At 47.7% G+C, this 25,727-nt stretch carries 18 protein-coding genes and 1 tRNA gene; 4 read left to right on the top strand and 15 right to left on the bottom strand.

Translation table 11 applies throughout. From position 1 onward, the window contains the following. Nucleotides 1-42: 42 nt before the first annotated feature. Both ACN08W_RS03975 and ACN08W_RS03970 read right to left on the bottom strand, forming a co-directional pair. The gene (locus ACN08W_RS03975) at nt 43-1,893 is read right to left on the bottom strand and encodes a polysaccharide biosynthesis protein (RefSeq protein WP_419103615.1); all 1,851 of its coding nucleotides are present in this window, start codon (nt 1,891-1,893) and stop codon (nt 43-45) included. Then, on the bottom strand, nt 1,890-3,770 hold the full coding sequence (locus tag ACN08W_RS03970; RefSeq protein ID WP_419108866.1) for a glycosyltransferase: 1,881 nt from the start codon (nt 3,768-3,770) through the stop codon (nt 1,890-1,892). Before ACN08W_RS03970 ends, ACN08W_RS03975 begins: the two co-directional genes overlap by 4 nt. A gap of 257 nt (nt 3,771-4,027) precedes the next feature. Between ACN08W_RS03970 and ACN08W_RS03965 the strand changes: the two genes are divergently transcribed. Further along, on the top strand, nt 4,028-5,032 hold the full coding sequence (locus tag ACN08W_RS03965) for an NAD-dependent epimerase/dehydratase family protein (protein ID WP_419103617.1): 1,005 nt from the start codon (nt 4,028-4,030) through the stop codon (nt 5,030-5,032). 68 nt (nt 5,033-5,100) lie between these two features. On the opposite strand, the gene ACN08W_RS03960 is transcribed toward ACN08W_RS03965, so the two are convergent. The 8 genes from ACN08W_RS03960 to argS form a co-directional block, all read right to left on the bottom strand. Continuing rightward, a complete protein-coding gene (locus ACN08W_RS03960) occupies nt 5,101-6,099 on the bottom strand; it encodes an L-threonylcarbamoyladenylate synthase (protein WP_419108865.1) in 999 nt (332 codons plus the stop codon). A 45-nt stretch (nt 6,100-6,144) separates the two neighbouring features. Further along, entirely contained in the window at nt 6,145-7,059 is a 915-nt protein-coding gene (prmC, locus tag ACN08W_RS03955; protein WP_419108864.1) for a peptide chain release factor N(5)-glutamine methyltransferase, read from the bottom strand. A 4-nt stretch (nt 7,060-7,063) separates the two neighbouring features. After that, nucleotides 7,064-8,143: a peptide chain release factor 1 gene (gene prfA, locus ACN08W_RS03950; protein WP_419108863.1), complete on the bottom strand. Its 1,080-nt coding sequence runs from the start codon at nt 8,141-8,143 to the stop codon at nt 7,064-7,066. A 118-nt stretch (nt 8,144-8,261) separates the two neighbouring features. Beyond that, nucleotides 8,262-10,310: a transcription termination factor Rho gene (gene rho / locus ACN08W_RS03945; RefSeq protein ID WP_419108862.1), complete on the bottom strand. Its 2,049-nt coding sequence runs from the start codon at nt 10,308-10,310 to the stop codon at nt 8,262-8,264. Between the two features lie 380 nt (nt 10,311-10,690). Then, the gene (gene thrB, locus ACN08W_RS03940) at nt 10,691-11,695 is read right to left on the bottom strand and encodes a homoserine kinase (RefSeq protein WP_419103658.1); all 1,005 of its coding nucleotides are present in this window, start codon (nt 11,693-11,695) and stop codon (nt 10,691-10,693) included. 45 nt (nt 11,696-11,740) lie between these two features. Further along, nucleotides 11,741-13,021, bottom strand: a complete 1,281-nt coding sequence (locus ACN08W_RS03935; protein WP_419108861.1) for a homoserine dehydrogenase — start codon at nt 13,019-13,021, stop codon at nt 11,741-11,743. A 186-nt stretch (nt 13,022-13,207) separates the two neighbouring features. Further along, nucleotides 13,208-14,695, bottom strand: coding sequence for a diaminopimelate decarboxylase family protein (locus ACN08W_RS03930; RefSeq protein WP_419108860.1), 1,488 nt, complete (start codon nt 14,693-14,695; stop codon nt 13,208-13,210). A gap of 1 nt (nt 14,696) precedes the next feature. After that, nucleotides 14,697-16,358, bottom strand: coding sequence for an arginine--tRNA ligase (gene argS, locus ACN08W_RS03925; RefSeq protein ID WP_419108859.1), 1,662 nt, complete (start codon nt 16,356-16,358; stop codon nt 14,697-14,699). A 203-nt stretch (nt 16,359-16,561) separates the two neighbouring features. Here argS and ACN08W_RS03920 point away from each other — a divergent pair. Then, nucleotides 16,562-16,634: transfer RNA gene (locus tag ACN08W_RS03920), tRNA-Arg, on the top strand. A 141-nt stretch (nt 16,635-16,775) separates the two neighbouring features. Next, entirely contained in the window at nt 16,776-21,026 is a 4,251-nt protein-coding gene (gene hrpA / locus ACN08W_RS03915) for an ATP-dependent RNA helicase HrpA (protein ID WP_419108858.1), read from the top strand. Nucleotides 21,027-21,124: 98 nt separating this feature from the next. Here the strand turns inward: hrpA and ACN08W_RS03910 are convergent, their stop codons facing one another. Further along, nucleotides 21,125-21,523 (bottom strand): HIT family protein, encoded by a 399-nt coding sequence (locus ACN08W_RS03910; RefSeq protein WP_419108857.1) that lies wholly within the window; start codon nt 21,521-21,523, stop codon nt 21,125-21,127. Nucleotides 21,524-21,561: 38 nt separating this feature from the next. Further along, nucleotides 21,562-22,215, bottom strand: a complete 654-nt coding sequence (locus ACN08W_RS03905) for an MBL fold metallo-hydrolase (protein WP_419108856.1) — start codon at nt 22,213-22,215, stop codon at nt 21,562-21,564. Nucleotides 22,216-22,354: 139 nt separating this feature from the next. Between ACN08W_RS03905 and ACN08W_RS03900 the strand changes: the two genes are divergently transcribed. After that, nucleotides 22,355-22,780 (top strand): Fur family transcriptional regulator, encoded by a 426-nt coding sequence (locus tag ACN08W_RS03900; protein WP_419106924.1) that lies wholly within the window; start codon nt 22,355-22,357, stop codon nt 22,778-22,780. 24 nt (nt 22,781-22,804) lie between these two features. On the opposite strand, the gene ACN08W_RS03895 is transcribed toward ACN08W_RS03900, so the two are convergent. From ACN08W_RS03895 to ACN08W_RS03885, 3 genes are read right to left on the bottom strand one after another with little or no spacing between them, the layout of a single operon-like run. Beyond that, nucleotides 22,805-23,707 carry a metal ABC transporter permease gene (locus tag ACN08W_RS03895; RefSeq protein ID WP_419103628.1) on the bottom strand — a complete coding sequence of 301 codons (903 nt, stop codon included), beginning with the start codon at nt 23,705-23,707 and terminating at the stop codon, nt 22,805-22,807. Next, complete coding sequence (locus tag ACN08W_RS03890) at nt 23,704-24,558, bottom strand: metal ABC transporter ATP-binding protein (protein WP_419108855.1); 855 nt, start codon at nt 24,556-24,558, stop codon at nt 23,704-23,706. The genes ACN08W_RS03895 and ACN08W_RS03890 overlap by 4 nt, the downstream gene beginning before the upstream one ends. 4 nt (nt 24,559-24,562) lie before the next feature. Beyond that, nucleotides 24,563-25,627, bottom strand: coding sequence for a metal ABC transporter solute-binding protein, Zn/Mn family (locus ACN08W_RS03885; protein WP_419108854.1), 1,065 nt, complete (start codon nt 25,625-25,627; stop codon nt 24,563-24,565). Nucleotides 25,628-25,727: the final 100 nt, after the last annotated feature.

Raw genomic sequence — 25,727 nt, 5'->3', positions numbered from 1 at the left:
AACACCCCATTCTGAAAAGACACGAGAGGATAGCAGGTCATCCTATTTTCGCCCATACCCACGGTGATTAATATAGTTTTGACACCACTGCTCATAGTCTAAATCTGCTGGTGCAAACGGCGGAACATGAGCATGAGAAATATGTTTATTCTTCTCATTCGAAACGTTTTTCTCTTCTTTGCTGAAAAGAACTTCCTCTAACTTTTCGCCATCCCGTAATCCGGTGTATTGAATATCAAGGTCAGGGCACTTATACACCTCAAGTATTTGCCGAGCAATTTTCTCGATAGGAACAGCCTGTCCCATATCCAGAACGAGAACTTCGCCACTATTGCCCAAGGCACCAGCAAGAAGGACCAATGCACAGGCGTCATCAACCAACATGAAAAAACGGGTAGCTTTAGCATCTGTCACCGTTAACGGTTTATTATTGCGAATCTGCTTGATAAATAGCGGTTTAACAGAACCTCTGGAACCAAAAACGTTACCGAAACGAACGGAAACATATTTTTTTCCAGTAGTTTGCCCGTACCAGCTACACAGTCTTTCAGCGGTGCGTTTGGACTGCCCCAAAGCACTCTTCGGGTCAGCAGCTTTATCAGTAGAGATATTCACAAAAACATCAACCTCTACTTTAGATGCAGCTTCAAGAATGTTAAGCGTTCCTTGAACGTTAGTCTTCCAGCCCTCTTTCGGATTCGATTCAAGAGCAGCCACATGCTTCAACGCAGCAACATGAAAAACCACATGTGGACGATGTTCTTCAAAAGCATTGTTCACAGCCTCAACGTCACGAATATCAGCAACCACGATACCGTCATCAGCTAAAGAACCAGAATATTTAATTCCATAAAGGGCGTCTAAAAGCAAGGTCTCATCACGATCGAGCATGATTAATTTTTCTGGCTCATACTCCATAATCTGACGGCACAACTCAGATCCAATAGACCCACCAGCACCAGTCACAAGAACACGCTTACCCTGTAAATATTGAAAAATATCCTGGCGCTCAACGTTGTAATCGACTTTTCCGCGTACAGCCTCAATAATTCTACGATCTATTTCAAGCTCAGGATTTCTCATTAAAGGGTATTCATAATGGAGATTCCCATTCACTCCAGCCGTCACTCCAGCATAATGCAAAAAATCCACACCCAAACTTCGCATCTCCTCCGCAACCGTCTGATACCCCAGCGGCAATTCTTTCTTTGCACAAATAACGGCAGATGCGCCAAGCCTCGTCACCAAATGACGAAGATCTTCACGGGTTCCTCGAATAGGAACACCCTGAATACGCTGATTACGTAACGAAGGATCATCATCAACAAGTGCAACAGGATGATAGAGAGAGCTCGGGTCCGATAACAGGTTCGTCACTAATTGTTGCCCAAGAAAACCTGCACCATACACAATCACAGGAACTGCCTTATCAACAGGAGAAAGATTCTGATATTCCTGAAGCATCCTCTTAAAATAACGGAACACTGACATAATAATCAGAGCAAAAGGCGCAACAATTAATATTGCTGAGCGAGGCACACCAATATGCCACGAAAACTGAATAAGAACAGCCTGAATAACTGCCACAGCAGATAAAACGGTATACCCCAGAAGCTTCGTCTCTGCAAAAGAACCATACGGTAAACGATTACTGTACAAACCAACGGCATACCCAACTCCAAGCTGAATACTTAGAGCTATCGCAGTAACCACAGAAAAACCGAATGGGTTAATCAGCTCAAAACTTCCATACCTCAAGAAGAACCCAATGAATAAAGCGGCAATCCAAGCACCAGCGTCCAAGGCCATACGATAATAAATCCACCGCTGTTTATGGTCGCGCTCAGGGCGTGCAGAAGAATCATGCACCATATCACTGGACATATCCGTCATGAACATTTTTCCTTCCGCAGGTTATTATCAACCTGCCCACTACCAATCAACGACCGAAAAGCCTTTTTACGTAATCCAACAGGAACAAAACGATACACCAGACGAACACCTAAATTCGTCACAAAATCAGTCTTGTTAATCATACCGCCGTTATAAAGAGTCTGTTGCACTTTCACATCCTTAGTAAAAGCACCCACACCACCACGACGGGTATACACACCAGCACCAGTACGATATTTCACCAAAGAATCAGCAATATTCTGGAACACAAAGCCAGCAGCATTCATACGGCTCCACAACCAATAATCCTCAGCTCCAGGGACTTCCTCATAACCCCCAACAGCCTCCACTGCAGACTTACGAAAAATCACCGTAGGATGAAACATCGGATTTCGATGAGCAAAAGCAGAACGAATCTGCTCAGAACCAAGAACAGCATGCCGTTCAGACTCAATATAAGAAGCATCCAAAGATACTTCAAACATCGACGAACCAAGCACCGCAACATTCTTGCCAACCAACTCAGGAAGCTGACGTTCAAAACGATGCGGTAAAGAAATATCGTCAGCATCAGCACGAGCCACTACATCATAGGAACATTCTTTAAGCCCCTCGTTCAAAGCATTTGCAAGACCCGCATTACGAGGTAACGAAACCACCTTAATCGGGCACACCTCACCTTTTCGAGAACGAGCACACCAACGCTCAATGACCTCATCTAACTCAGGTGTTAGAACACCATCTTTGACCAAAACAAACTCATCAGGAGCTCGATTCTGCTCAACCGTATTCGAGGCAATAGCACGGTCAAGGAAACGTGCATCATCACGAGAATAAGTGCTCATCAACACCGAAAACTTCTGCTCAGGCGAAGAACACGACACACACTGCTGACGAACATCTGAAAAATCATACGCCCCAGCAAGCACGTCCTGATTAGAACGAAAAGGCTTCAAAGAACTTTTAATACCATGATAGAAATAGCCGGCGTACTTTTTTTTCTTTGAAGTACGCAATAAAGTACTACACCACAGTCTTACCGTAGAACCGCTGTACAGCACTTTTTCTAAAGGAGTGAGCGTACGACAACGTGTAAACACCCATATCTTATTACGCACATCATTATAAAAACGTTTCCCGGGGTCAGCATCTGTTGTGCCGAAAGTCTTAGTATGGTGAACCACCACAGAATCAGCCACAGCAATAGCATGCCGATGATGAGCCAAACGCGTAGAATACTCAAAATCATCATTCCAGATGAAAAAATCAGCCCAAGGCAACCCCACACGACGCATCACAGCAGCGTCCATGAGCAACGACACAAAAGAGCCAGAACGAATGGGGCGCCCACCCACTTTTTGCGCCAACTGATGTTGACGACGAGTAGCCCCAAACATGGTACGCATCGTATTCATCGGATGGTCAAGACCGTTCTTCCACACCACACGAGAAGCAACAAAAGCAGGGCGTTCCGAACGAATCACCGAATAATCACGCCACGCACGATAACTGGCTAAAAGAGTATTTTCTAAAGGCTGAGTATCGTCGTCCATCACCCACACCAAATCTGCCTGATGAGTAAACAACGCACGATCAATACCAACAGCAAAGCCACCAGCGCCACCAGTATTTTTAGATAAATGAATAATATCTAAAGGAATGTCATATTCAAGGTCATCTAAATATGCAGCCGTCCCATCAGTAGAATCATTATTTACCACCACAACACAATCAGGACGGCAAGCACCCTGTCGTATTCCCTCCATGGTCATACGCAGAAGATCCAACCTGTTATAGGTCACAACGACCGCTACAATATGGTCCTGAGAACTCGTCGCTGAGTTAGGTACTCGTTGGGAGATATGAAGATGCGACATTACCTCTAGACCATAACCTTTCTAGGATTCATACAACTCTAAGCACCTGCTAAGAGCTCAAATCGTCGATGCCCTCTACTTATCAGTATTGAACAACTCTAGCTAGTTTACTGAACATCAGACGGTGATACCCCTTTTATCACCCATAAGATACCTAAAAGGTTGCTGTGTCTGTTAGTGATTTTGCACCACTTATGATTATGTTAGGTATATCAGCCCGTCATTAACCTCATCGACGGGTCTAGAAAGGGGACATTGTGGCTGAGGCAAGCTGGAAAGTTATTGGAGCAAGCGGATTCGTCGGGTCGTCCATTATTGCACGTCTACAAGCAGACGGCATCGACAGCGACCCTATCGAAGCTCCTCGTCTTGCAACATCACAGACAAATCCGCAAGCACTCATCAAAGAAGCCTATAGGCTCGAAGGAATCATCAACTCTCTGGCTGATTCTTTTGCTGGAGCAGACGTCGTCATTAACGCATCAGGATTAGCTGCCCCACACCAACAAGAGTTAGCACCTCTCATCGGAGCCAACGCCCTGCTACCAGCAGTTATCGCTATTGCAGCCCAACGTACCGGCGTCAAAAGAATACTTCACATGTCATCTGCCGCAGTACAAGGCTCCTCCCCTGTACTCAACAACGAAATCAAAACCTCACCCTTCTCAGCATATTCTTTCTCAAAAGCACTCGGAGAAAAAGTACTCCTCATGCTCTTAGAAGAATCACAACAACACGCTCGCACACCAGAAATATGTATTATCCGTGCAACCAGTGTGCAAGGCTCAGGACGTAAAACCACAGAATCCTTTGCAAAAATTGCGTCTTCATTCCTCGGCTCCGTTGCCGGAACAGGTCAGCAATCCTCACCTGTTTCATCATCCTACGCATTAGCAGAATTCGTGTCCATGGTCGGTCAATTCCCTCAACGACTACCAGCAATCGTTGTTCAGCCGTGGGAAGGAAGCACCTGCTCCTCCGTTCTCATTGATGCTGGTCGACGACGCCCATTCACCCTACCTCATCAACTATGCCAAGGCATCATTAGAAGCGGCTACGCTTTCTCACGCCTTTTAGACGACCGTTTTCAAGGCACTGTACGCCGTGTAGAAGTCATGTGGTTCGGACAAAGAATAGATGACTCTTGGGCACGTCATCATGGGCTCATTCCAGAACCAAGAATCCAAGAAGTCCTCAGAAGCGCTCATCTTGCCCTCGGGCGTAAAAAGGACCGAAAATACCGTTCCTCTTCAACATCATAAAACCACAAAAATATGGGGTGCTCCTCACCAACGTGAGAAGCACCCCATATTTTTATGAGGAGAACACATTAATTCGCTGAACTCTCATCTTCAGCACCGTCAAACACCAACGAATGAGCCTGAGCAGTACTCAACGGCTTCGTCACAGTTATATCTAACGGCTGACGGACAGAACGCACCGGCTGAGCCAAAGAACGACGCTGATCAATACCAGATACCGGTGAAGACTCCGAAACAAGACGTTCATGTAAACTACCCGAAGCCGGCACCGGTGCTTGACGATAACTAGGAGTATCCGACGACTCATCAGGCTCTAAAAAGTCATCATCAAGTTCAGAGAATTCATCATGATTCTCTTGAGGATCTTTCAACTGGCTACGAGACTCTAACTCAGCTTTCGTGACAATCTCCGGAACAACTTCACGTAAAGCATCAAGAGAAATAGCACCCTCACGAACAACAACAGCCTGCTCCCCCGTGCAATCCACAATAGTAGAAGCCACCGGAACAGTATGCTCAGCACCCTCACCGTCAAGAGCACGAGAACCAGCATCAAGAATTAGCTCAACATCATCACCTAACTGGTCTAAAGCTTCTTGCGCGTCCACCGCGGCAGGACGACCTGTCTTATTCGCAGAAGACACCGCTAACGGGCCCGTTAAACGAAGCACATCAATAGCAACCTCATCGTCAGGAACACGAAGAGCGACAGTTCCTTGAGTATCCCCCAAATCCCAGTTCAAAGACGGCTGAGAGTAACAAATAATGGTGAGTGCACCGGGCCAAAACGCTTCTGCCAAAGCAGAAGCATCAGCAGAGAGCTCATCAGCAAGACCGGGTAAAACAGAAGAACTATAAATCAACACCGGCGGAGGCATACGCCGTGAACGCCCCTTAGCAGAGAGTAACTTAGTAACCGCTTCAGGAGAAAACGCATCAGCGCCGATGCCATACACGGTATCGGTAGGAAGAACAATCGTTTTCTTCTCTTTAATAGCTTTCTGAGCAGCAGCAAGCGCCTCAGTACGGTTCTGTTCAGTATCGGTTGAATACAGGGTAGCTTTCACGTGGTTTATTCTCTCATGTTCTCAAAGAACTCTACGGATATTCTCTTAATTATTCTGCGAATAATTCGGTTTCTCACCGGCAGTATGTCGTGCACGAGAGGCTAAATCGTCAATAGATTCAATAGCATTGAACCCTAAAGACTCAAAAGTCTCAACCATCACCTCACGCTGAGTCTGAGCATGCTCCATGATGCAATACCCACCAGGCTTCAGAAGTTCAAAAGCCCGAGAGGCAATAGCCCGCGGAATTCTCATACCATCCTCACTACCACCATAAAGCGCCATATGAGGGTCGTGTTCACGGACTTCCACATCACACGGAATAGCGTTCTCAGGGATATACGGAGGATTACTCACAACAATATCGTAACTCCCCTCTTCTCCCTCGAGAGCATCTCTGGCATCAGCTTGCACCAAGCGAACGCCCGTTCCTTGAAGATTACGCTCTGCCCAAGCATACGCCAAATCGCTCAGCTCAACAGCTGTCACCTCTACATGAGGTCGTTCTGTTGCCAAAGCCGCCGCAATAGCACCAGAACCAGTACACAAATCAAGAATACGGATAGGAGAATCTATAACAGAACGTAACCTATCCACACGCCCTAAAGCGTGTTCGACAAGAAGTTCTGTTTCAGGACGAGGAATAAAAACACCAGGCCCAACAGACAATTTAAGAGAACGGAAATACGCAACACCGGTAAGATGCTGTAGCGGAATCCGCTCAGCCCGTAAAGACACCAGTTTCTCGTATCCGGCAGGAACAGGCGCATCCACTAACGCTAAGGCTTGAACTCTCCCGCGAGAAATAACCTCTCCGGTTTCTTGTTCAAGAAGATGCGCTACAAGTAGCTGAGCATCAACCTCAGCCTGATCAATTCCAGCTTCTGCTAAGTGCGCCGATGCCCGACGAAGAGCGGAATCAAGCTCCTCATCGGGCATAAGCATAAACTCTGAACTCAAAAATCTAGTTCTCTTCCTGACCTAACTGCTCCAAACGAGCCGCTTCATCCATGGCAATAGCAGACTGAACGATCGCTTCGAGGTCTCCGTTAAGTACCGCATCAAGGTTATAGGACTTATATCCAGTACGGTGATCAGCAATACGGTTCTCAGGGAAGTTATAGGTGCGGATACGTTCAGAACGATCCATGGTACGCACCTGAGAATGACGCTTTTCAGCATTCTCAGCATCAATCTGTTCTTGCTGCCATGCCAGAAGACGAGCACGCAACACACGCATCGCCGCTTCACGGTTTTGAATCTGAGACTTCTCATTCTGCATAGCTACCACAATGCCAGTAGGCAAGTGAGTAATACGCACAGCAGAGTCTGTTGTGTTCACTGACTGACCACCAGGACCAGAAGAACGATACACGTCAATCTTCAAATCATTCTGGTTAATCTCAATTTCTTCAGGCTCATCCACTTCAGGGAACACCAAAACACCGGCAGCTGAAGTGTGAATACGTCCTTGAGACTCAGTAGCGGGAACACGCTGAACACGGTGCACACCGCCTTCGTACTTGAGATGCGCCCAAACACCCTCTGCAGGGTCTGTTGACTGCCCTTTAATAGCAACCTGAACATCTTTATAACCGCCGACGTCGGTGCTTGTCGAAGAAATAATCTCGGTCTTCCAGCCCTTAGACTCAGCATAACGAGAATACATGCGTAACAAGTCTGCAGCGAAAAGACTTGCTTCGTCTCCGCCTTCTCCGCCTTTGACTTCAAGGATGACGTTACGTCCATCGTCAGGGTCACGAGGAATGAGAAGACGGTGTAATTTTTCGGAGGCCTCGTCAAGTTGTTGTTGTAGAACAGGGACTTCTTCAGCGAAGTCTGGGTCTTCGGAAGCCATTTCTTGAGCTGCTTGCAAGTCTTCAGTCAAAGTGTTGACACGATGATAAGCCTCAACGATACCGTTCAACTCAGAATAGCGTCGCCCCAGTTTACGGGCTTTACCCTGATCTGCGTGAACTGCTGGGTCTGCTAGTTGTTTCTGAAGATCAGCATGCTCATCAAGCAGAGACTGAATTTCGTACAAAATATGCCTTCTTTACTATTCGCGAGAGCGTCCATCCCTCGACTTTTAGTGCAAATAATAGTGGTCGATATGATACGTGTGTGCCGTCTCATCCAAAGACGGCACACACCAACTATCTCTAGTCTCCTGTATTCGTTCCCAAACCGGACTTTTGAACGGTCAAAAGGAACTCAACATTTGATTGGGTTTCGCGTAGCTTTGAGGTGAGTACGCCAAGAGCCTGCTCTTGTTCCAGACCAGCAAGAACACGACGCAAACGCCACATAATCTTAATTTCTTCTGGTGAAAGAAGATTCTCTTCACGGCGAGTACCCGAAGAGGTAACATCCACCGCAGGGAAAATTCGCTTATCTGCCAGCTGACGAGATAGACGCAATTCCATGTTGCCAGTGCCTTTGAACTCTTCGAAGATGACCTCATCCATCTTAGAACCAGTCTCAACCAATGCGGTGGCAAGAATGGTCAAGGAGCCGCCTTCTTCAATGTTGCGTGCTGCACCGAAGAATTTCTTAGGTGGGTACAGTGCCGCAGAGTCTACACCACCAGAGAGGATACGACCAGAAGTCGGCGCTGAAAGGTTGTAGGCACGTCCCAAACGAGTCATCGAGTCAAGTAGAACGACAACATCCAGACCCTGTTCAACAAGGCGCTTTGCGCGTTCAATAGCGAGTTCAGCAACGGTTGTGTGGTCGTCTGCGGGACGGTCAAAGGTCGAAGCAATCACTTCACCCTTGACAGTGCGCTGCATGTCGGTGACCTCTTCAGGACGTTCATCAACAAGTACCATCATCAAGTGAACTTCAGGGTTATTAGTCGTAATCGCATTAGCGATGGACTGAAGCATGAGAGTCTTACCTGCTTTAGGAGGTGAGACAATCAATCCACGCTGGCCTTTACCAATCGGTGCGATGAGGTCAACCACACGGGTGCCCAGTTTCTTCGCATCGGTTTCAAGACGTAGACGTTCTTGAGGGTATAGCGGGGTAAGTTTGCTAAAGTCACGACGGTTCTTTGAAGTTTCAGGGTCAAGACCGTTGATAGAGGTCAGCTGTAGTAGCGCGTTAAACTTTTGACGGTTGTTGTGCTTATCGTTTTCACGAGGAGCGCGGATAGCACCGACGATAGCATCGCCTTTACGTAACCCGTATCGTTTGACTTGGTTCAAAGAGACGTAGACGTCGGAAGGTCCGGGGAGGTATCCGGAGGTACGGACAAACGCATAGTTTTCGAGGACGTCTAAGATACCGGCGACAGGAACGAGTACATCGTCTTCGCTGATTTCTGGTTCGTCGTAATCATTGTGATGGCGTCGGTTGTTTCGGTTGCGACGTTCGTTTTGGCGTTCGCGTCGGTTGTTTCGGTTGCGTCCACGGCGGTCTTCATCAGGACCATGTGAATTTTCGCGCTCGCCGCGGTCGTTACGGTCACGGTCTCCACGCTCACGGTCGCGGTCGTTACGGTCTCCACGCTCACGGTCACGGTCGTTACGGTCATGACGATTACGAGTACGCTTACGCTGAGGACGCTCATCATCCTCAAAACGTTCTGAACTCTCATCGGCAACAGAAACATCCTCAGCAGAAGTATTCTCTACCTCTTCAGAAGAAACATTCTTCTTCTCATCATGCTTCTGCTCAGAACCCTTACGGCGACGATCAGTACGAGTACGAGTACGGCGAGTAGTCTTCTCAGATTCCCCCGCTTCCCCGTTCTCTTGCTCCTGAGCTGAAGATTCTTCAGAAGACTGTGAAAGGTTCTTTTCCTGAGCGTTACGGGAAGAACGACGACGTGTAGTTTTCTTTTCGCTCTTCTCGCTCTTTGACGGCTGAGCAGAATCTGCTTCACCCGCTTCGCTAGAAGTCTCTACCTCAGCAGCAGAAGATTCCTCAACCTTCTTTGCACCACGGACGGTACGCTTACGAGTAGTTTTTTGAGCTTTAGCAGGTTTCTGCTCCTGAGATTCAGCACTTTGCTCTTCGCGCTCAGCCATTGCACCACCACGCTGATGGTTAGAAATAGCTTCAACAAGATTAGATTTACGCATACGTCGTGCACCCGTAATACCTAGCTGTACTGCTAGAGATTGAAGCTGAGTAAGTTTGAGAGTGCTCAAAGACGGCGATTTAGTTTCCTCCGCACCAGCGGTACGGTCGGTAGTTTCAGCCAAGAAGGTTCCTTCCCCCTCGATATTCGAAATAAGATTCGGTAATGATCGGCACAACAGAATAAGTGCCACACCAGACATCAGATAGCCCAGTGAATAGTTAACCCACATGCATCCGCACACACCACACACCGACATCGAAAAAGTTGGTGATAGGGCAGACACAATATTCCAAGAAAACAAGGAAAAGAGTTTCTCAAGAGAATGTCATGTGAAAGTTAGACGTCCAAGCGCACGGCTATGCACATGCTTGAAAACGCATACGAATCGTAAAGTCTTCCATTACAAAATATCAGCACTTTACAACATAAAACACGAAATAGCTGCTTCTTAGCTATCCCGCCTTGTGTCAAAGAAACACCATTTTTCTTCACCATAAGAGGTCAGATAACGGTTTCTTCTCCAGTAACTATAGCACCTTCTCGATCAATATCTACAGGTAATACACGCCAAAAAAGCTTTTCTGACCCATATTCGCCAATATCAGAACGCTCAAGGCCCTCAGCAATAGCATCCATCACCTCACTACGCTCCGACATCGAACGGCCCAAAACCATCACCGTCGGCCCAGCACCAGAAATCACCGCACAGTACCCACGCTCACGCAAAAAACACACCAGTTCATACGACGGACGCATCGCATCAGCACGATACTGCTGATGCAACAAATCCTCGGTCGCCGCAAAAAGATGCTCCGGATAAGCATGCAAAGATTGAGTCAATAACCCCGTACGCGCAGAATTTACCGCAGCATCACGATGGCTCACAACCTCCGGAATCAACGCCCGAACACTAGCAGTAGACACCTCATACTCTGGAATCGCAACCACCGGAAAAATTTCTTCATGCACAGCAACATTCAACGTATGCCACTGCCCCAACTCACCATACGACAACGCAAAATTACCCTCTAAACAAGGAGCAACATTATCGGGGTGCCCCTCCATATCCGAACAAATCGTCAAAAGTTCGGCAGCACCCTTACGCAAAGACTCAGGCAACAACGCATTAGCCGCATACACACCAGAAACAATGGCAGCAGCAGAAGATCCCAAACCTCGAGAATGAGGAATATTATTCTTCGCCCGAAGATGAAGACCAGGCAACCCCTCTAAACCGACAGCCTCCCACAGCCTCATCATCGCACGAACCACTAGATGAGAACTATCACGAGGCACACTCTGAGAACCAGCACCACAAATATCAAATTCTAAGCCCTCAGAAATGCGAGTCACCTCCAACTCATCGTAATGACACAATGCCACACCCAACGAGTCATAGCCCGGCCCCAAGTTAGCGCTCGTAGCAGGAACACGAACACTAACGCGCCGACCCACCGGAATATAATCCGCCACGAAACCACGTGAAATACCAGAAGAAACAGGCATAGAAGTCACACTTTCTCCACAAACACAACAGCACACAAGGAAAAATTACTCCCCTTCTACCGCCACAACAGAAATAATCTCGCGAACACTCTCAAGAGAATCCACAACAGCCATCGTCCGGCGTACCGAAATATCACTTGCACGGTGAGTAACCAAACGAATCACCGCAGAATCCCCCGAACGATCTTTCACCTGACGCACAGCCTGCAACGAAACCCCATGCTCAGCAAAAATACGCGAAACATTAGCCAGAACACCGAGCTTATCTTCAACCCGCAAACCAATAGCGAAACGAGTCACCACTTCGTCCATACCAACAGCACACAAACCAGCATAGGTAGATTCTGGAACGCCAGCACCACCAAGAACCATACGTCGCGCTAACGACACAAAATCACCTAACACGGCAGAGGCAGTCGGAGCACCGCCTGCACCAGGCCCATAAAACATCAGCTCACCGGCGTCACGAGCCTGAACAAACACCGCATTATACGCATCATGCACAGACGCTAAAGGATGCTCACGCGGAACAAGCGTAGGACTAACACGAATATTAATCCCCTCACCTTGACGCTCACAAATAGCCAAAAGTTTAATAACATACCCATCTAATGCGGCAGCCTGAACGTCCTCCGCACTGATAGCACTAATACCCTCACAATGTACATCTGCCAGCGTAAACTCAGAATGAAATGCCAACGACGCCACAATTGCAGCCTTAGCAGCAGCATCAAGACCTTCAACATCAGCCGTCGGATCAGCCTCTGCATAACCAAGCTCTTGTGCCTGCGCTAAAGCATCAGAAAATTGCGCCCCAGTGGTATCCATCTGGTCAAGAATGTAGTTAGTCGTCCCATTCATGATGCCCAAAACACGTTGAATCTGATCCCCCGCAAGAGAATCACGTAACGGACGCAGAATAGGGATAGCACCAGCAACAGCTGCCTCATACGAAAGCTGAGCACCGCTAGCCTTCGCTGCCGCTTGAAGCTCAGCACCATGCTGCGCCAATAAAGCCTTATTACCAGAGACCACAGACTTACCAGCGTTAAGAGCACGAAGAATACGAGTACGCGCCGGCTCAATACCGCCGGTAAGCTCAATCACAACATCCGCAGCGTCAATCAATGATTCCGCATCAGTTGTATACAACGATGCAGGAGCATTCCAATCACGAGAACTCGTTACATCACGTACAGCAATACCAATAAGCTCAATATCAGCACCGATACGCTGTCCTAAGGAAACAGCGTCCTCTAAAAGAATACGAGCAACTTGAGAACCAACAGTACCCGCTCCTAAAAGGGCTACCTTAATCTTTTTCATCGGGTACAACTCACCAATCTTTCTATGGATAAGGGGTGTATCGTCTCCTTCCCCATCACAGGAGAGAAGCGCTCATCAACTATCGTTATTTTTGCAGGTTCTACAAAAGAACGCACGCCTTAGCTTAGAGATATCCAAGCGTTACGGCAGTGCGTTCTTTTATGTCGTTATATGAATCAACATCAACTATTGTGTTATTTCTACATCATAAGAGAGCATCTCATCTTCGCTTTGACCGCGAACAATCACAGATGGCTCTCGATCAGTCGCTGTAGAAACCACCGGCGGACGCGTCAAATAGTTGTAGTTTGAGCTCAACGCATAGCAATACGCGCCAGTTGCCGGAACAGCCAACATGTCGCCGGCACGGATATCTTGTGGAAGATAAACATAACGCACCACGACATCTCCCGATTCGCAATGCTTACCGACCACACGAGAAAGCACCTGCTCCCCCGTGGGAGCACGATTCGCTAAAACTGCCGTATAGTCTGCTTCATACAAGACTGGACGAGCGTTATCACTCATACCACCGTCTACCGACACATACCGGCGGACACGCGTCTGACCATTCTCGTCTTCAACAGCAACGTCTTTGACCGTTCCTACCGTGTATAAAGTCATTCCAGAAGGACCAGAAATAGAACGTCCCGGTTCAAAACTCATATGAGGAATAGGCATCGACAGACGCTCACACGTTTGCGCAATAGAATCTGCTAGTTCTTGAGCAATATGTTCAGCTTCACGCGGAGTATCTGAGCAGGTGTACCCAATACCGTAACCGCCACCTAAGTCAAGCTCAGCAAGGTTGATACCTAGGCGCTGATTCAGATATTGCATATATTCAAGCACCTTTGTGGCAGCAGCGATAAAACCATCTGCCTCAAAAATTTGCGACCCAATATGGCAATGCACACCACGAAAATCAAGGTGTTGGCTTTGATGAGCTAACACCGCTGCAACCGTGGCATAAGAATCTTCTTGACCGATACCCAAACTGGTTAACGTCTGCGAATCTAACCCGCTCAGTTCAGCTGTCCCAGACACCAACGACTGACCAAATTTTTGATCTTCGTGTGCGGTTGCAATGAAATCATGAGTTGAGGCATGAACACCAGGGGTCAAACGTAAAAGTACCGGCGCAATAATACCCATCGACTCAGCAATCCGAGCAATCTGCTGAACTTCAGGCACAGAATCAGCGACGATACGACCAACACCGTACTCTAAAGCACGACGAATCTCAGCGTCAGACTTGTTATTACCGTGTAAAGCAACTTTATGTGCCGGCACACCGGCACGGATAGCTAAAGCGAGTTCCCCGCCCGAAGCAGTATCAAGGTAAAGCCCTTCGTCATCTGCCCAGTGAGCAACAGCGCTACACAGAAAAGACTTACCAGCATAGTAGATAGATACCGGCGCCCCGACTGCTTCAAAAGCTTGCTCAAAAGCAACTCTAAAGGTGCGAGCGCGCCGACGAAAAACAGACTCCGAAAAAACGTATTGTGGAGTGCCAAAACGTTCACGCAGCTGTTCAACCGGTGTTCCGTCGACGAGTAGTTCGCCAGATTCTGCCCGTGAAAAGTTTTGCTCCCAAATGGTAGGTTCAAGAACTTCTGGGTGTTCGGGCATTTGTAGCCACGACGGCACGTAGAGAGGTGTTTGGTCGCTCACGTTACATTCTTTCTGGTGCGGTTACACCCAGCAGGTATAGCGCGTTGTGAAGCACCTGTGCGGTGGCGTTGTTAAGGAGCAAGCGACTGCTATGTACGGCGGTAATTTCTTCGTCACCACGTGGTGCGACACGTGAAGCACCGTACCAGCGGTGGTATGTTCCAGCCAATGTTTCGGCGTAACGTGCTACACGGTGAGGTTCACGGAAGAGCGCTGCTTCTTTGACGGTGTTAGCGTATTCTCCGAGCACACCAAGGAGCTGAGCGTCGAGTTCAGAGTCAAGCGCTTGCGGGTCAAAGAGGTCGGTGTTTACCCCGGCAAGTTCTGCGTTACGTGCGACAGCGCAGGTACGAGCGTGTGCGTATTGAACGTAGAATACGGGGTTTTCGTTACTCTGCTTGGTGAGCAGATCAAGGTCAATATCAATATTTGAATCCACAGAGTAGCGTGTCAGTGTGTAGCGTGCGGCGTCTACTCCAACTGCTTCGACGAGGTCTTCAAGGGTGACGATGGTTCCGGCACGTTTAGACATACGTACAGGTTTTCCATCTTTGACGAGATTGACGAGCTGACCAATCATCACTTCGACGCGACGTGGATCATCGCCAAGTGCGGCGGCAGCAGCTTTAAGACGTGCAGTGTACCCGTGATGGTCTGCACCAAGCATGTAAATGGCGATGTCTGCGGGGTTTTGTGCACGGTGAATCTTATCTTGGAAGTAGGCGATATCTCCGGCGATATAGGCGGCGTTCCCGTCAGATTTGATGACGACGCGATCTTTATCGTCACCGTAATCGGTAGATTTGAGCCACCATGCACCATCAGCGAAGTACAGGTTTGATGATTCTTTGAGCTTTTCGAGGAGCTCATCAACTTTTCCAGATTCGAAGAGGGAATTCTCGTGGAAGAACACATCAAATTCCACACCAAACTCTTTCAGAGAGCGTTTGATTTGGGAGAACATGAGTTCGACGCCTTCAGCGCGGAACACTTCTTGGGGGTCTTCACTCTCAAGAGCATGAGGGTGAGTTTTGAGAATGTCCTGAGCAATTTCAGAGATGTAGTTTCCACCGTAACCGTCTTCGGGTGCAGGTTCGTTTCGTGCGGAAGCAAGAAGGGAACGTGCGAAACGGTTAATCTGGTTACCGTGATCGTTGAAGTAGTATTCTCGTACAACGTTTGCGCCTTGAGCTTCAAGAATACGTGCGAGAGAATCTCCTACCGCAGCCCAACGGGTACCACCGAGATGGATAGGTCCAGTGGGGTTAGCGGAAACATATTCGAGGTTAATGGTTTTTCCGGCGAGGGTGTCGTTGTGTCCGAAGGCTTCTCCAGCTGTGACGATGGTGCGTGCAAGTTCTCCTGCTGCGCCTGCTTCGAGGACAATGTTTAAGAATCCGGGGCCTGCGATGTCTACTGATGCGACACCTGAAATATCTGATATGGGTTGAGCAAGAATCTGTGCAACTTCTCGAGGATTTTTACCCACTTTTTTAGCAAGTTGCAGAGCGATATTGGTCGCCCAATCGCCGTGTTCACGGTTCTTTGGTCGTTCCACTTTAACGGTGGGAAGTTGTTCTTCACCGTTGAGGGTTAGTTCACCAGCGTTAACGGTGTTAGAGAGGATTTGTGCAATTGCCGTTGAGAGTTCTTCAGGTGTCATGCTGATAAGTTTACCTAAAAGTATCGGTGAGCCAAGTTTCTCTACAGGGTAAATCGTAGATTCGGCGTCTCCTCCCCACTTTTAGATGTTTTGTGTTGTTGATATTGCACCTAAATTGTTCACCGCAAATATCGTCTTCCTCGGGTGCTTCTGGTATCGTGGATAGTCGTTGCATCCATCGTCCGTAGACGATGTAGCACCGTGCCCCCGTAGCTCAGTGGATAGAGCACCAGTTTCCGGAGCTGGGTGTCGAAGGTTCGAATCCTTTCGGGGGCACTTTTTTCTTCCCCAAAGATACCTCGCCACCACAAAAACTATTCGACGTGATTCATCGTTACAAAGAATCAAGGTTACAAAGAACAAAGCCATTACGGCTTCTACCGCCCCACTGTGAACATCACCTAAAGTTGCGTACCCATGTCTGAGAAAAAAACTTCGCCTCAAGCCCCTTCTTTAAGCGCTCTTGCCGCTACTATTCATCACGCCCCGACCCGTATGAGTAGCTCATCAGCACAAGAGTCACACAAGAACGTTCATCGTTCATCTCGCGGTACAAGTAAATCTGGTGCCCCAAAGAATACACGGCGTTCCCGCCGTTCATCATCGCAGGGGGCAAAGCAGCCACCAAAGCCACGGCGAGTTATTGCACCAGAAAGTATCACCTACCCTGCAGACCTTCCAGTTTGTACGCAACGACAAGAAATCATCGATGCCATTCGCTCTCACCAAGTTGTGATTGTTGCTGGTGAAACTGGTTCAGGTAAAACAACTCAGCTACCTAAAATTTGTTTAGAAATGGGATTAGCAGAATACGGCATGGTCGGTCATACCCAACCACGACGTATTGCAGCGCGCTCGGTAGCAGAGCGTATCGCCGAAGAGTTAGGTGAAGAGCTCGGTCACACCGTCGGTTATCAGGTACGTTTCACCTCACAGGTGAGCGATACTTCTGCCATCAAATTAATGACTGACGGTATCCTCCTTGCAGAGATACATCACGATAAGCTGCTAACAAAGTATTCTGTTATCATCATCGACGAGGCACACGAACGTAGCCTTAACATCGACTTTATCCTCGGGTATCTCAAACAGATTCTTCCCAAACGGCCAGATTTGAAGGTGATTATCACCTCGGCAACTATTGACCCAGAACGTTTTAGCCGACACTTTTGTGCAGAAGAACTCAGCGCCGACGACGAGCTACCCCCTCATGCGCCACCGATTATCGAAGTCTCGGGAAGAACCTACCCTGTTGAAATCAGGTATCGCCCGTTATCGGAAGAGGCAGAACACCCTGACGAAGACTCCGAAGACCTAGCAACAGAAGATAGAGACCCTATCGACGGTATTCTCGACGGCATCGTTGAGCTATCACGTGAAGGGAACGGGGATATCCTCATCTTTTTCGCCGGAGAACGAGAGATTCGAGATGCTCAAGAAGCTATTGAACAGCTTATCCGTAACACCCCTCAACTGCCCCGCTACGAAGTTTTACCGTTATATGCTCGGCTCTCTTTAACAGAGCAAAATCGTATTTTCCGTACCGGTTCAAAACCTCGTATTGTACTGGCAACAAACGTAGCAGAGACATCGCTAACAGTACCGGGTATCACCTACGTGATTGATACGGGCACGGCAAGAATCTCACGATACTCAGCACGCACCAAAGTTCAGCGTCTACCGATTGAAAGAATCTCTCAGGCAAGTGCACGGCAGCGTTCTGGTCGTAGTGGCCGTACCAGTGCCGGTATTGCAATACGTCTCTACTCTGAAGAGGATTTTCTTTCACGCCCAGAATTCACAGACCCCGAGATTCTACGCACGAACCTCGCCGCCGTCATCCTCAATATGAGCGCTATGGGTGTAGTTCAGTCCATTGGGGATATTGAGCGTTTCCCATTTGTGCAGAAACCTGAGAATCGAGCCATCAACGACGGCGTCGCCTTATTGAGAGAGCTCGGCGCATTAAGTATGAAATCTTCTCATAGCCGACGTCGCGGTTCCTCACCGCTGACCGTTATCGGGCGTGCCATGTCTAAGCTTCCTTTAGACCCGCGTTTGAGCCGTATGATCGTTGAAGCTCAAAAACGTGGATGTGCTAAAGAGATGATGGTTCTTGCTGCTGCGTTGACCATTCAAGACCCTCGAGAACGTCCCTACGAACAACGCGCACAAGCAGATACTTTCCACCGCCGTTTTGTCGACGATAACTCTGATTTTTCCAGTTTCTTATTGTTATGGCAGTATCTGCATGAGCAGCAAGAAGAACTTTCCTCATCACAGTTTAGAAAGCTTTGTCACCGCGAACATATCAACTTTTTGAGAGTTCGAGAATGGCAAGATCTCTTTGCGCAGCTACGCGATATTGCCCAAGAAGCAAAGATTAAGGTTAGCGCTGGGCGCATTATTGAACCGGCAGCGCATGAAGAGAATTTGCACAAGAGTGTTCTTTCGGGTTTGCTCTCTCATATCGGGTTAAAAGATGAGCGCACACGCGGAGAATATCGTGGAGTCAGAGGAACACGTTTCCATATTTTCCCTGCTTCGTCACTATTCTCAAAAAAACCAGAATGGGTGGTTGGTGCAGAACTTGTAGAAACATCAAAACTATGGGCTCGAACCAACGCCAAAATATCCCCAGAATGGGTGGAAGAAGTCGGCTCGCACCTCGTTAAACGACAATATGATGACCCTCATTGGTCGGCTGCTGCTGGTGCCGTCCTCGCTCACGAGAAAGTAACATTACTGGGGTTGCCTATTATTGCTGACCGTAAAGTTCAGTACTCTCGTATTGATCCAGAGTTATGTCGCGAGATATTTATTCGCTCAGCACTTGTTGAAGGTGGCTGGAAGACACGACATCGTTTCTTCAAACGTAATCAGCGCGCTTTAGCCGATATTGAAGAGTTAGAGACGCGTCTTCGACGACGAGATTTACGTGTCGATGACCAAGCTCTCTTTGATTTCTACAATCAGCGTATTCCTGCCCATGTGGTCTCAGCACGACATTTTGATCGGTGGTGGAAAGAAGAACGTACTCGCAACGAACATCTTCTCGATTTTTCGACTGACCACCTCATCGATCAAGAAGCAGCCGATTACGATGAAAGCCAGTTCCCCCGAACATGGACCGTCACCACAGACGGTGGTGAGCTACACCTCGATTTACGATATGAGTACGCCCCTCACCCCGTCGATACAGCATCATCTGCGCATACTGATGGTATTGCGGTGCAGATACCGTTACTCTTTTTGAACCAGCTCAGCCCAGAACCTTTCCAATGGCTTATTCCCGGTCTTCGTGAAGAACTCGTCACAGCATTAATTCGTTCATTACCAAAACAGATTCGCAAGAATTTTGTTCCAGCACCAGACGTTGCTCGCCAGGTCATAAAACTTTTAGACGAAGAATTTTCTCCGATAGAAGATGTTTTTGACCAGTCCGTGGCGCGGTGTCTTAAACAGTTGCGTTCAGTGCCGGTGCAGCCCGAAGACTTTGATCAGAAGAAGATACCTGAACATCTACGTTTCACGTTCCAGGTGCGTAATCATCAGAACGTTATCGTAGGAGAAGGAAAAGATCTTCTTGCTTTGCAAAGCTCTCTTCATGAACAGGTACGAAACGCGTTAGCCCAGTCATTAGGAGCTAGTGTTGAGGATATTGCGGCACTTACTGCTCTAGGCAAAACGGCTCATACGGTTGCACAGTCTTCAGCGCCCAAACCATCACCACAGAAGAAAGCTGGCGCTGCGAGCCAAGGAGATTCGACAGCTTCTGATAGTTCAGTTCGTGAACGTTCAGGTCTGTTGCACTGGCCAGAAGAAGATTTTCCGCGAACAATAACTCGCACTATTGCAACCCAACAGGTTACGGGGTATCCGGCTCTTACCGATCAGCAAAAGAGCGTTGGTTTGCAGATTTTTTCGCAGGAGGTGGAGGCCTGCTCCTCACAACGTCAAGCGGTCATACGGCTTCTAAGTCTTGAGTTACCGTCGGTAGTTCGTTATGTTAGCGATCATCTTTCGCATCAGGAGAAACTGATTTTTACCCAGAATCCGCATGGTTCGGTAGATCAGTTGGTTCAAGATTGTTTAGCAGCTGCTATCGATCATCTCACCCCAGAAAACCCACCATGGACGAAAGCTGAGTATCAGATACTTTATGATCGTGTACGAGCCGATTTAATAGATACTGTCTTTGAGGTTACGAAGCTTGTTGCAGATATTCTTCGTGAGTCTGCTGCTGTACAGAAAATGTTAAAGAAGGCTACCTCTTTATCGGTCATCCATGCTGTGAGCGATATGAAATCTCAGCAGGAGAATCTTGTTTACCCGGGGTTTGTCGCTCAAACGGGGTATCAGCATTTAGCGCATATTCCGCGCTATCTTCAAGGTATTTCACGCCGTCTTGAAAAGTTAGGGTCTCAGCTACATCGAGATCATCAGCAGATGCTCATTGTACAAGAACTCGAAGATGCCTATGATGAGGCAGTTAAATCTTTACCAGCTGGTACGCACGTTACCCAAGAGTTAAAAGATGTTGGCTGGATGACCGAAGAGCTACGCATCAGTTTCTTTGCACAAAATTTGGGCACAGCATATACGGTCTCCGAAAAACGTATCAAAAAAGCTTTACGTGAAGCGTTAGAAAAATCCTCTCGAAACTAGCTCATCTACGGTTGTACCGGTTCGTGCTGTTCAATGCTGTGGGGTGTGGGTAAAACTGACACTAGTTTTACCCACACCCCACAGCATATGGACGCGAGTTATTCTGCTAAGGCCTCACGTAAGGACTGTGCATGTTGTGCTAGTTCTTCTGGCGGAACGTCACGTTGGATAGCTTCGGGCGAGAAGTCTGCCATGCTATTGGCAGGGTACACGTGAAAGTGAGTATGCGGAACTTCAAAACCAGCAATCATCAAGGCGCTACGTTCTGAGTCAAATACTGTACGTTGAGCTTGTGCAATTTTCTGTGCCACAGCAAAAAGGTGGTTACGTAAACCATCGGGCAAGTCGACCCAATGGTCTATTTCTTCTCGAGGAACGACAAGCGTATGTCCAGAGTTCACTGGTTCAATCGTCAAAAATGCTGCGCATTGGTCATCTTCATAGACGATGTGTCCAGGTAGTTCGCCGGTCATAATTTTTGTAAAGATGGTGGTCATCAGGTGTTCTGCCTTTCTTTGAGCAGTTCGTCAAAACTTTAGGAGATTTCTACGCTCTCTTTGGGTTCAAGTAACGAAAATTCTGTTCCATACCGTGCAGCAAAGTTCTTCGTGTGTGTGCCAATCATCGTTCGACCAGAATCTGCTAAGAGAGAATCATGAATCTGGTAGGCACGTGGAGCACGTACTGAAGCCACAAAGTCAATAACCTCACCAATTTTATTCCACGGTGCGTGGATTGGAACAAGGAGCGTTTTAACGTTGACTCCATCAGGAACAACAAAATTGTCACCGGGGTGGTATAAGTTATCGTTGATAAAGTACCCAACGTTAGGAATCATTGGGATGAGCGGATGAATCAACGCATGCTGACCACCAAATGTTTTGATATTAAAACCGTCAAGAGTGATGCTTTCTGCACCAGCTACAGCCTGTATCTGGGAGTTAGGTAGGGTGCGAGACATCTGTTCTACAACAGGCGCCGGCGCGTAGATACGTACTTCAGGATGTTCTTGAAGATAAGGGTCAACACGTTCAGGGTCATAATGGTCAGGATGCCCGTGGGTAATCAATAAATAGTCGGCGCCCTCGAGAGCTTCAGATACTTCCGAGAAGTTTCCGGGGTCAAGAACTAGTATTTTTCCTTCGTGTTCAAGACGAACACAAGAATGAGTGTATTTCGTAAGTTTCATGTATCCACCCTAATATGAGTGTGCTTTATAGTCTCTCAGATTATTCTAGAGATGGGGATAAATATCGCAATATAGCGTATCTATATCCCCTAGTGTAAGGTGTTGAAAGTATATTTTCGGTGATATGAAGGGCTAGAGCATGATGGCTGAATCTCAGAACGCTAAACCTGAGGTACGCAACACAAAGCAGCGTCGCATTGTTAAAGCAACGTTAGAGGGCTTAGATGATTTTATCTCAGCGCAAGAATTACATATGCTCATGGTTTCACGTCAAGAGGCTGTTTCTTTAGCGACAACGTACCGTATTTTGCAATCTTTAGCAGAATACGGTGAGGTGGACGTACTCAAAACCGAAGATGGAGAATCTATCTACCGTAAATGCGAAGTAGAACATCACCATCATCATTTACTCTGCCGCCGTTGCGGTGCTGCAGTTGAGTTAGAAGCACCTTCTATTGAGGATTGGGCCACAGCTATTGGAGCACAATACGGTTATACAGATATCGACCATGTTATTGAGGTAACCGGTGTGTGTTCCTTATGCCAGAAGAAAGACCTCCCCTAGCAGAGCTCTCGTTTTATACGATATTTATACCCGTGATGATACGCTCACGGTTCGACGTCCAGAGCCACTATAACGGCGACGTACTGCGCTGATAACACGGCTTATCAGATACAAAATGAAGGAAATGCTTGTAACGTATGGGCTAATCGGTAAAGAGCCAGCAAGCGCAAGCATAATGCCACCAACAATAGATATCTCGGCAAAAAGAATAGATAACGCTAACGCTTTTAACGGGTTAGCACTTAGTTGCAAAGCTGCAGCAGCAGGAGTAATCAGTAGCGCTAGCACCAGTAGAGACCCTACAATCTGCACAGATAGGGCAACTGCGACTCCTAAAACTAGCATAAAAACCATCGACAAAAATTGCAGTGGTACGCCTTTAGCGCGAGCAACGTCAGGGTCTAAAGAAGCAAAAGTGAGAGGCCTCCAGATAGCGATAAGAATACCAATAATAAAGATGGCACCCACTATCATGTAGTTCAGTTGTGACTCATCAACAGAAACAATTTGTCCGGTCAGAAGATAAAACTTGTTACCAGAACGTCCAGGGTATAAGGACAAGAATAAGATGCCCATTCCTAACCCAAATGGCATCAATGCACCAATAACGGAGTTTGTACTATGTGTTTTCGAACCAAGTACGCCCATCAATAAAGCAGAGAGCACTGAGCCAACAAGAGATCCGGTGACGACATTATATCCCAGCAGGAGAAACAGCGCTGCACCGGCGAATGACATTTCAGCGATACCGTGAACGGCGAATGCATGGTCACGCATCATGACGAAGGTGCCAACAAACCCTCCAATGAGCCCTAGTACTGCGCCTGCCAGAATAGAAGGCATGAGCAGTTCAACCAGTTCTCCATACCTGTCAAAAACAAAGATTTGTGAGAACAGGGAGGAACTATATGCAAGAGTATTAATCATGAGAGTTCTCCCGAGTTAGTGCAATGGGTGTGTTCTTCAACAGTTGCTCCTGGCGCGTGATTTTCTCCACCAACGACGATATATCGTCCATTTGTTTTGATGACGCTCACCGGAGTCTGATAGAGGTTGGTCAGCACTTCACTGCGCATGACTTCTTCGACTGTTCCAATCGTAAAACGCCCGTTAGCAAGGTAGAGGACTCTATCAACATGGTCAATAATGGGGTTTATTTCGTGGGTTACGAAGATGACAGTCCCTTGCTGTTGGCGATTATATTGGTGGATGAGTTCAGCAACAGCGTATTGATGGTTTAAGTCAAGAGAAAGTAGAGCTTCATCGGCGAGAAGAATTTTTGGGTTATGTGCGAGTGCTTGGGCTATGCGGATACGTTGTTGTTCACCACCAGAGAGTAATCCTACGGGAACGTTTGCGTATTCTTCTGCGCCGACAGCTTCTAAAAGTTCTTCGACTCGTGCTTGTACTTTTCGCCGCCCGTGGGTCAGTATTCCCCAACGGTGCCCGTCGATACCTAAACGGACAACGTCACGGGCACGTAACGGGGTGTGTGCCGGCATCATTTTTTGTTGTGGAATATATCCGACGCCGGGGTGTCCGGTGCGTGCTGGGGAGCCAAGGATGCTGATTTTTCCGTGGCTGAGGGTTTCTAGTCCCAAAACAACTTTGAGGAATGTTGATTTTCCGGAGCCGTTGGGTCCAAGTACTGCAAAGTATTCTCCTTGTTCAACCGTGAGGTCAAGGTCTTTCCAGAGAGTTCTTTGCCCGTAGGAAAGTCCGCCTCCGCGAATGGTGATAGCAGTCTTAGAGGCGGACTTTGTGATGTTGTTGTGCATATTTTTAGGAAGTTAGTGATTTTTTGATGTTCTCAATGTTTTCTTTCATCCATCCTAGGTAGTCTTTCCCTTCAGGCAGGGTTTCGGTGAATGATACATGAGGAATCTGTGCTTCCTGAGCGTCTTTGAGCAGTTCTTCTGTTTGTGGTGAAGATGTCTGTTCATTGTAGGCGAAGAATCCAACCTGTTTTTCTTGGAGTTCTTCTTTAACCTGGTTCATGATTAATGGTGCAATGTCGCTACCGGATTCTACGGCTGAGGTTAGTTCTGAAGGTGTTGCGTCAGAGAATCCTGCCATGGTGAGTAGGTATCCGGGGACAGGTTCTGTTGCAATATATTTTTTGCCTTCAGCGTTAATTCCTCGAGTTTGTGAGATGAGTTCTCCCAACTCTGATTTAAATTTTCCGGCTGCTTGGCGGTATTGTTCAGCGTGCTCGGGGGCTTCTTCTGCGAGGTCTTCTGCGATAGCTCCCGCAAGTTTTTGCATAGCTACAAAGTCATACCAGACGTGTTCGTTAAAGTCCCCGTGATGATGGTGATGGTGTCCGTGCTCGTGGGAGTGGTCGTCACCGTGTTCGTGGGAGTGTCCGTGGTCGTCGCCGTGTTCGTGAGCGTGCTCGTCCCCATGTTCGTGAGCGTGTTCGTGAGCGTGTTCGTCACCGTGCTCGTGAGCGTGGTCATCATCTTTTTGAAGACCAGAAATCTCAACAGCATTCAGCACTTTCTGGTCTTTATGATCTTGACCAGCCATATTTTCAAGGAACTGATCGTAGCCACCACCGTTAAGCACCACCAACTGCGCATCTTTAACACTCAAACGGTCAGCACTAGTTGCCTCGTACGAATGAGGATCCTCGCTCGTTGAGTTAATAAGAGGAGTTACTTCGACAGTGTCCCCACCAATACTCTCAACAATATTTGCATACACATCAGTGCTCGTCACAACTTTAATAACGCCTTTTTCGGAGTTCTTCGCCGACTCTTCACTCTTTTCGACGGTGCTTCCACACGCACTTAAACTCAATGAAGCAATAGAAAGAAATGCGATTCCTGTCAAAAACTTTTTCATAGCGGGAGCTCCAAACTCTATAGACCTCTGAAAACGGTTCTCATTTAGCATACTCCATTATCAACTAAACATTGCTCATCACAACGAGTACTACATCACT

The organism is Rothia sp. CCM 9419 (assembly GCF_048512815.1).
In the GTDB taxonomy this organism is placed as follows: Bacteria; Actinomycetota; Actinomycetes; order Actinomycetales; family Micrococcaceae; genus Rothia.
Note: the sequence above shows the minus strand (reverse complement) of the source record. Positions and strands in the feature narration are given on the sequence as shown.

Excerpts from the sequence above, each read along its gene's own strand:
- ACN08W_RS03975 (WP_419103615.1), bottom strand. The coding sequence starts at position 1,893 with ATGACGGATATGTCCAGTGATATGGTGCATGATTCTTCTGCACGCCCT.
- ACN08W_RS03970 (WP_419108866.1), bottom strand. The coding sequence starts at position 3,770 with ATGTCGCATCTTCATATCTCCCAACGAGTACCTAACTCAGCGACGAGT.
- thrB (WP_419103658.1), bottom strand. The coding sequence starts at position 11,695 with ATGCCTGTTTCTTCTGGTATTTCACGTGGTTTCGTGGCGGATTATATT.
- ACN08W_RS03935 (WP_419108861.1), bottom strand. The coding sequence starts at position 13,021 with ATGAAAAAGATTAAGGTAGCCCTTTTAGGAGCGGGTACTGTTGGTTCT.
- argS (WP_419108859.1), bottom strand. The coding sequence starts at position 16,358 with ATGACACCTGAAGAACTCTCAACGGCAATTGCACAAATCCTCTCTAAC.
- hrpA (WP_419108858.1), top strand. The coding sequence starts at position 16,776 with ATGTCTGAGAAAAAAACTTCGCCTCAAGCCCCTTCTTTAAGCGCTCTT.
- ACN08W_RS03910 (WP_419108857.1), bottom strand. The coding sequence starts at position 21,523 with ATGACCACCATCTTTACAAAAATTATGACCGGCGAACTACCTGGACAC.
- ACN08W_RS03905 (WP_419108856.1), bottom strand. The coding sequence starts at position 22,215 with ATGAAACTTACGAAATACACTCATTCTTGTGTTCGTCTTGAACACGAA.
- ACN08W_RS03900 (WP_419106924.1), top strand. The coding sequence starts at position 22,355 with ATGATGGCTGAATCTCAGAACGCTAAACCTGAGGTACGCAACACAAAG.
- ACN08W_RS03895 (WP_419103628.1), bottom strand. The coding sequence starts at position 23,707 with ATGATTAATACTCTTGCATATAGTTCCTCCCTGTTCTCACAAATCTTT.
- ACN08W_RS03890 (WP_419108855.1), bottom strand. The coding sequence starts at position 24,558 with ATGCACAACAACATCACAAAGTCCGCCTCTAAGACTGCTATCACCATT.
- ACN08W_RS03885 (WP_419108854.1), bottom strand. The coding sequence starts at position 25,627 with ATGAAAAAGTTTTTGACAGGAATCGCATTTCTTTCTATTGCTTCATTG.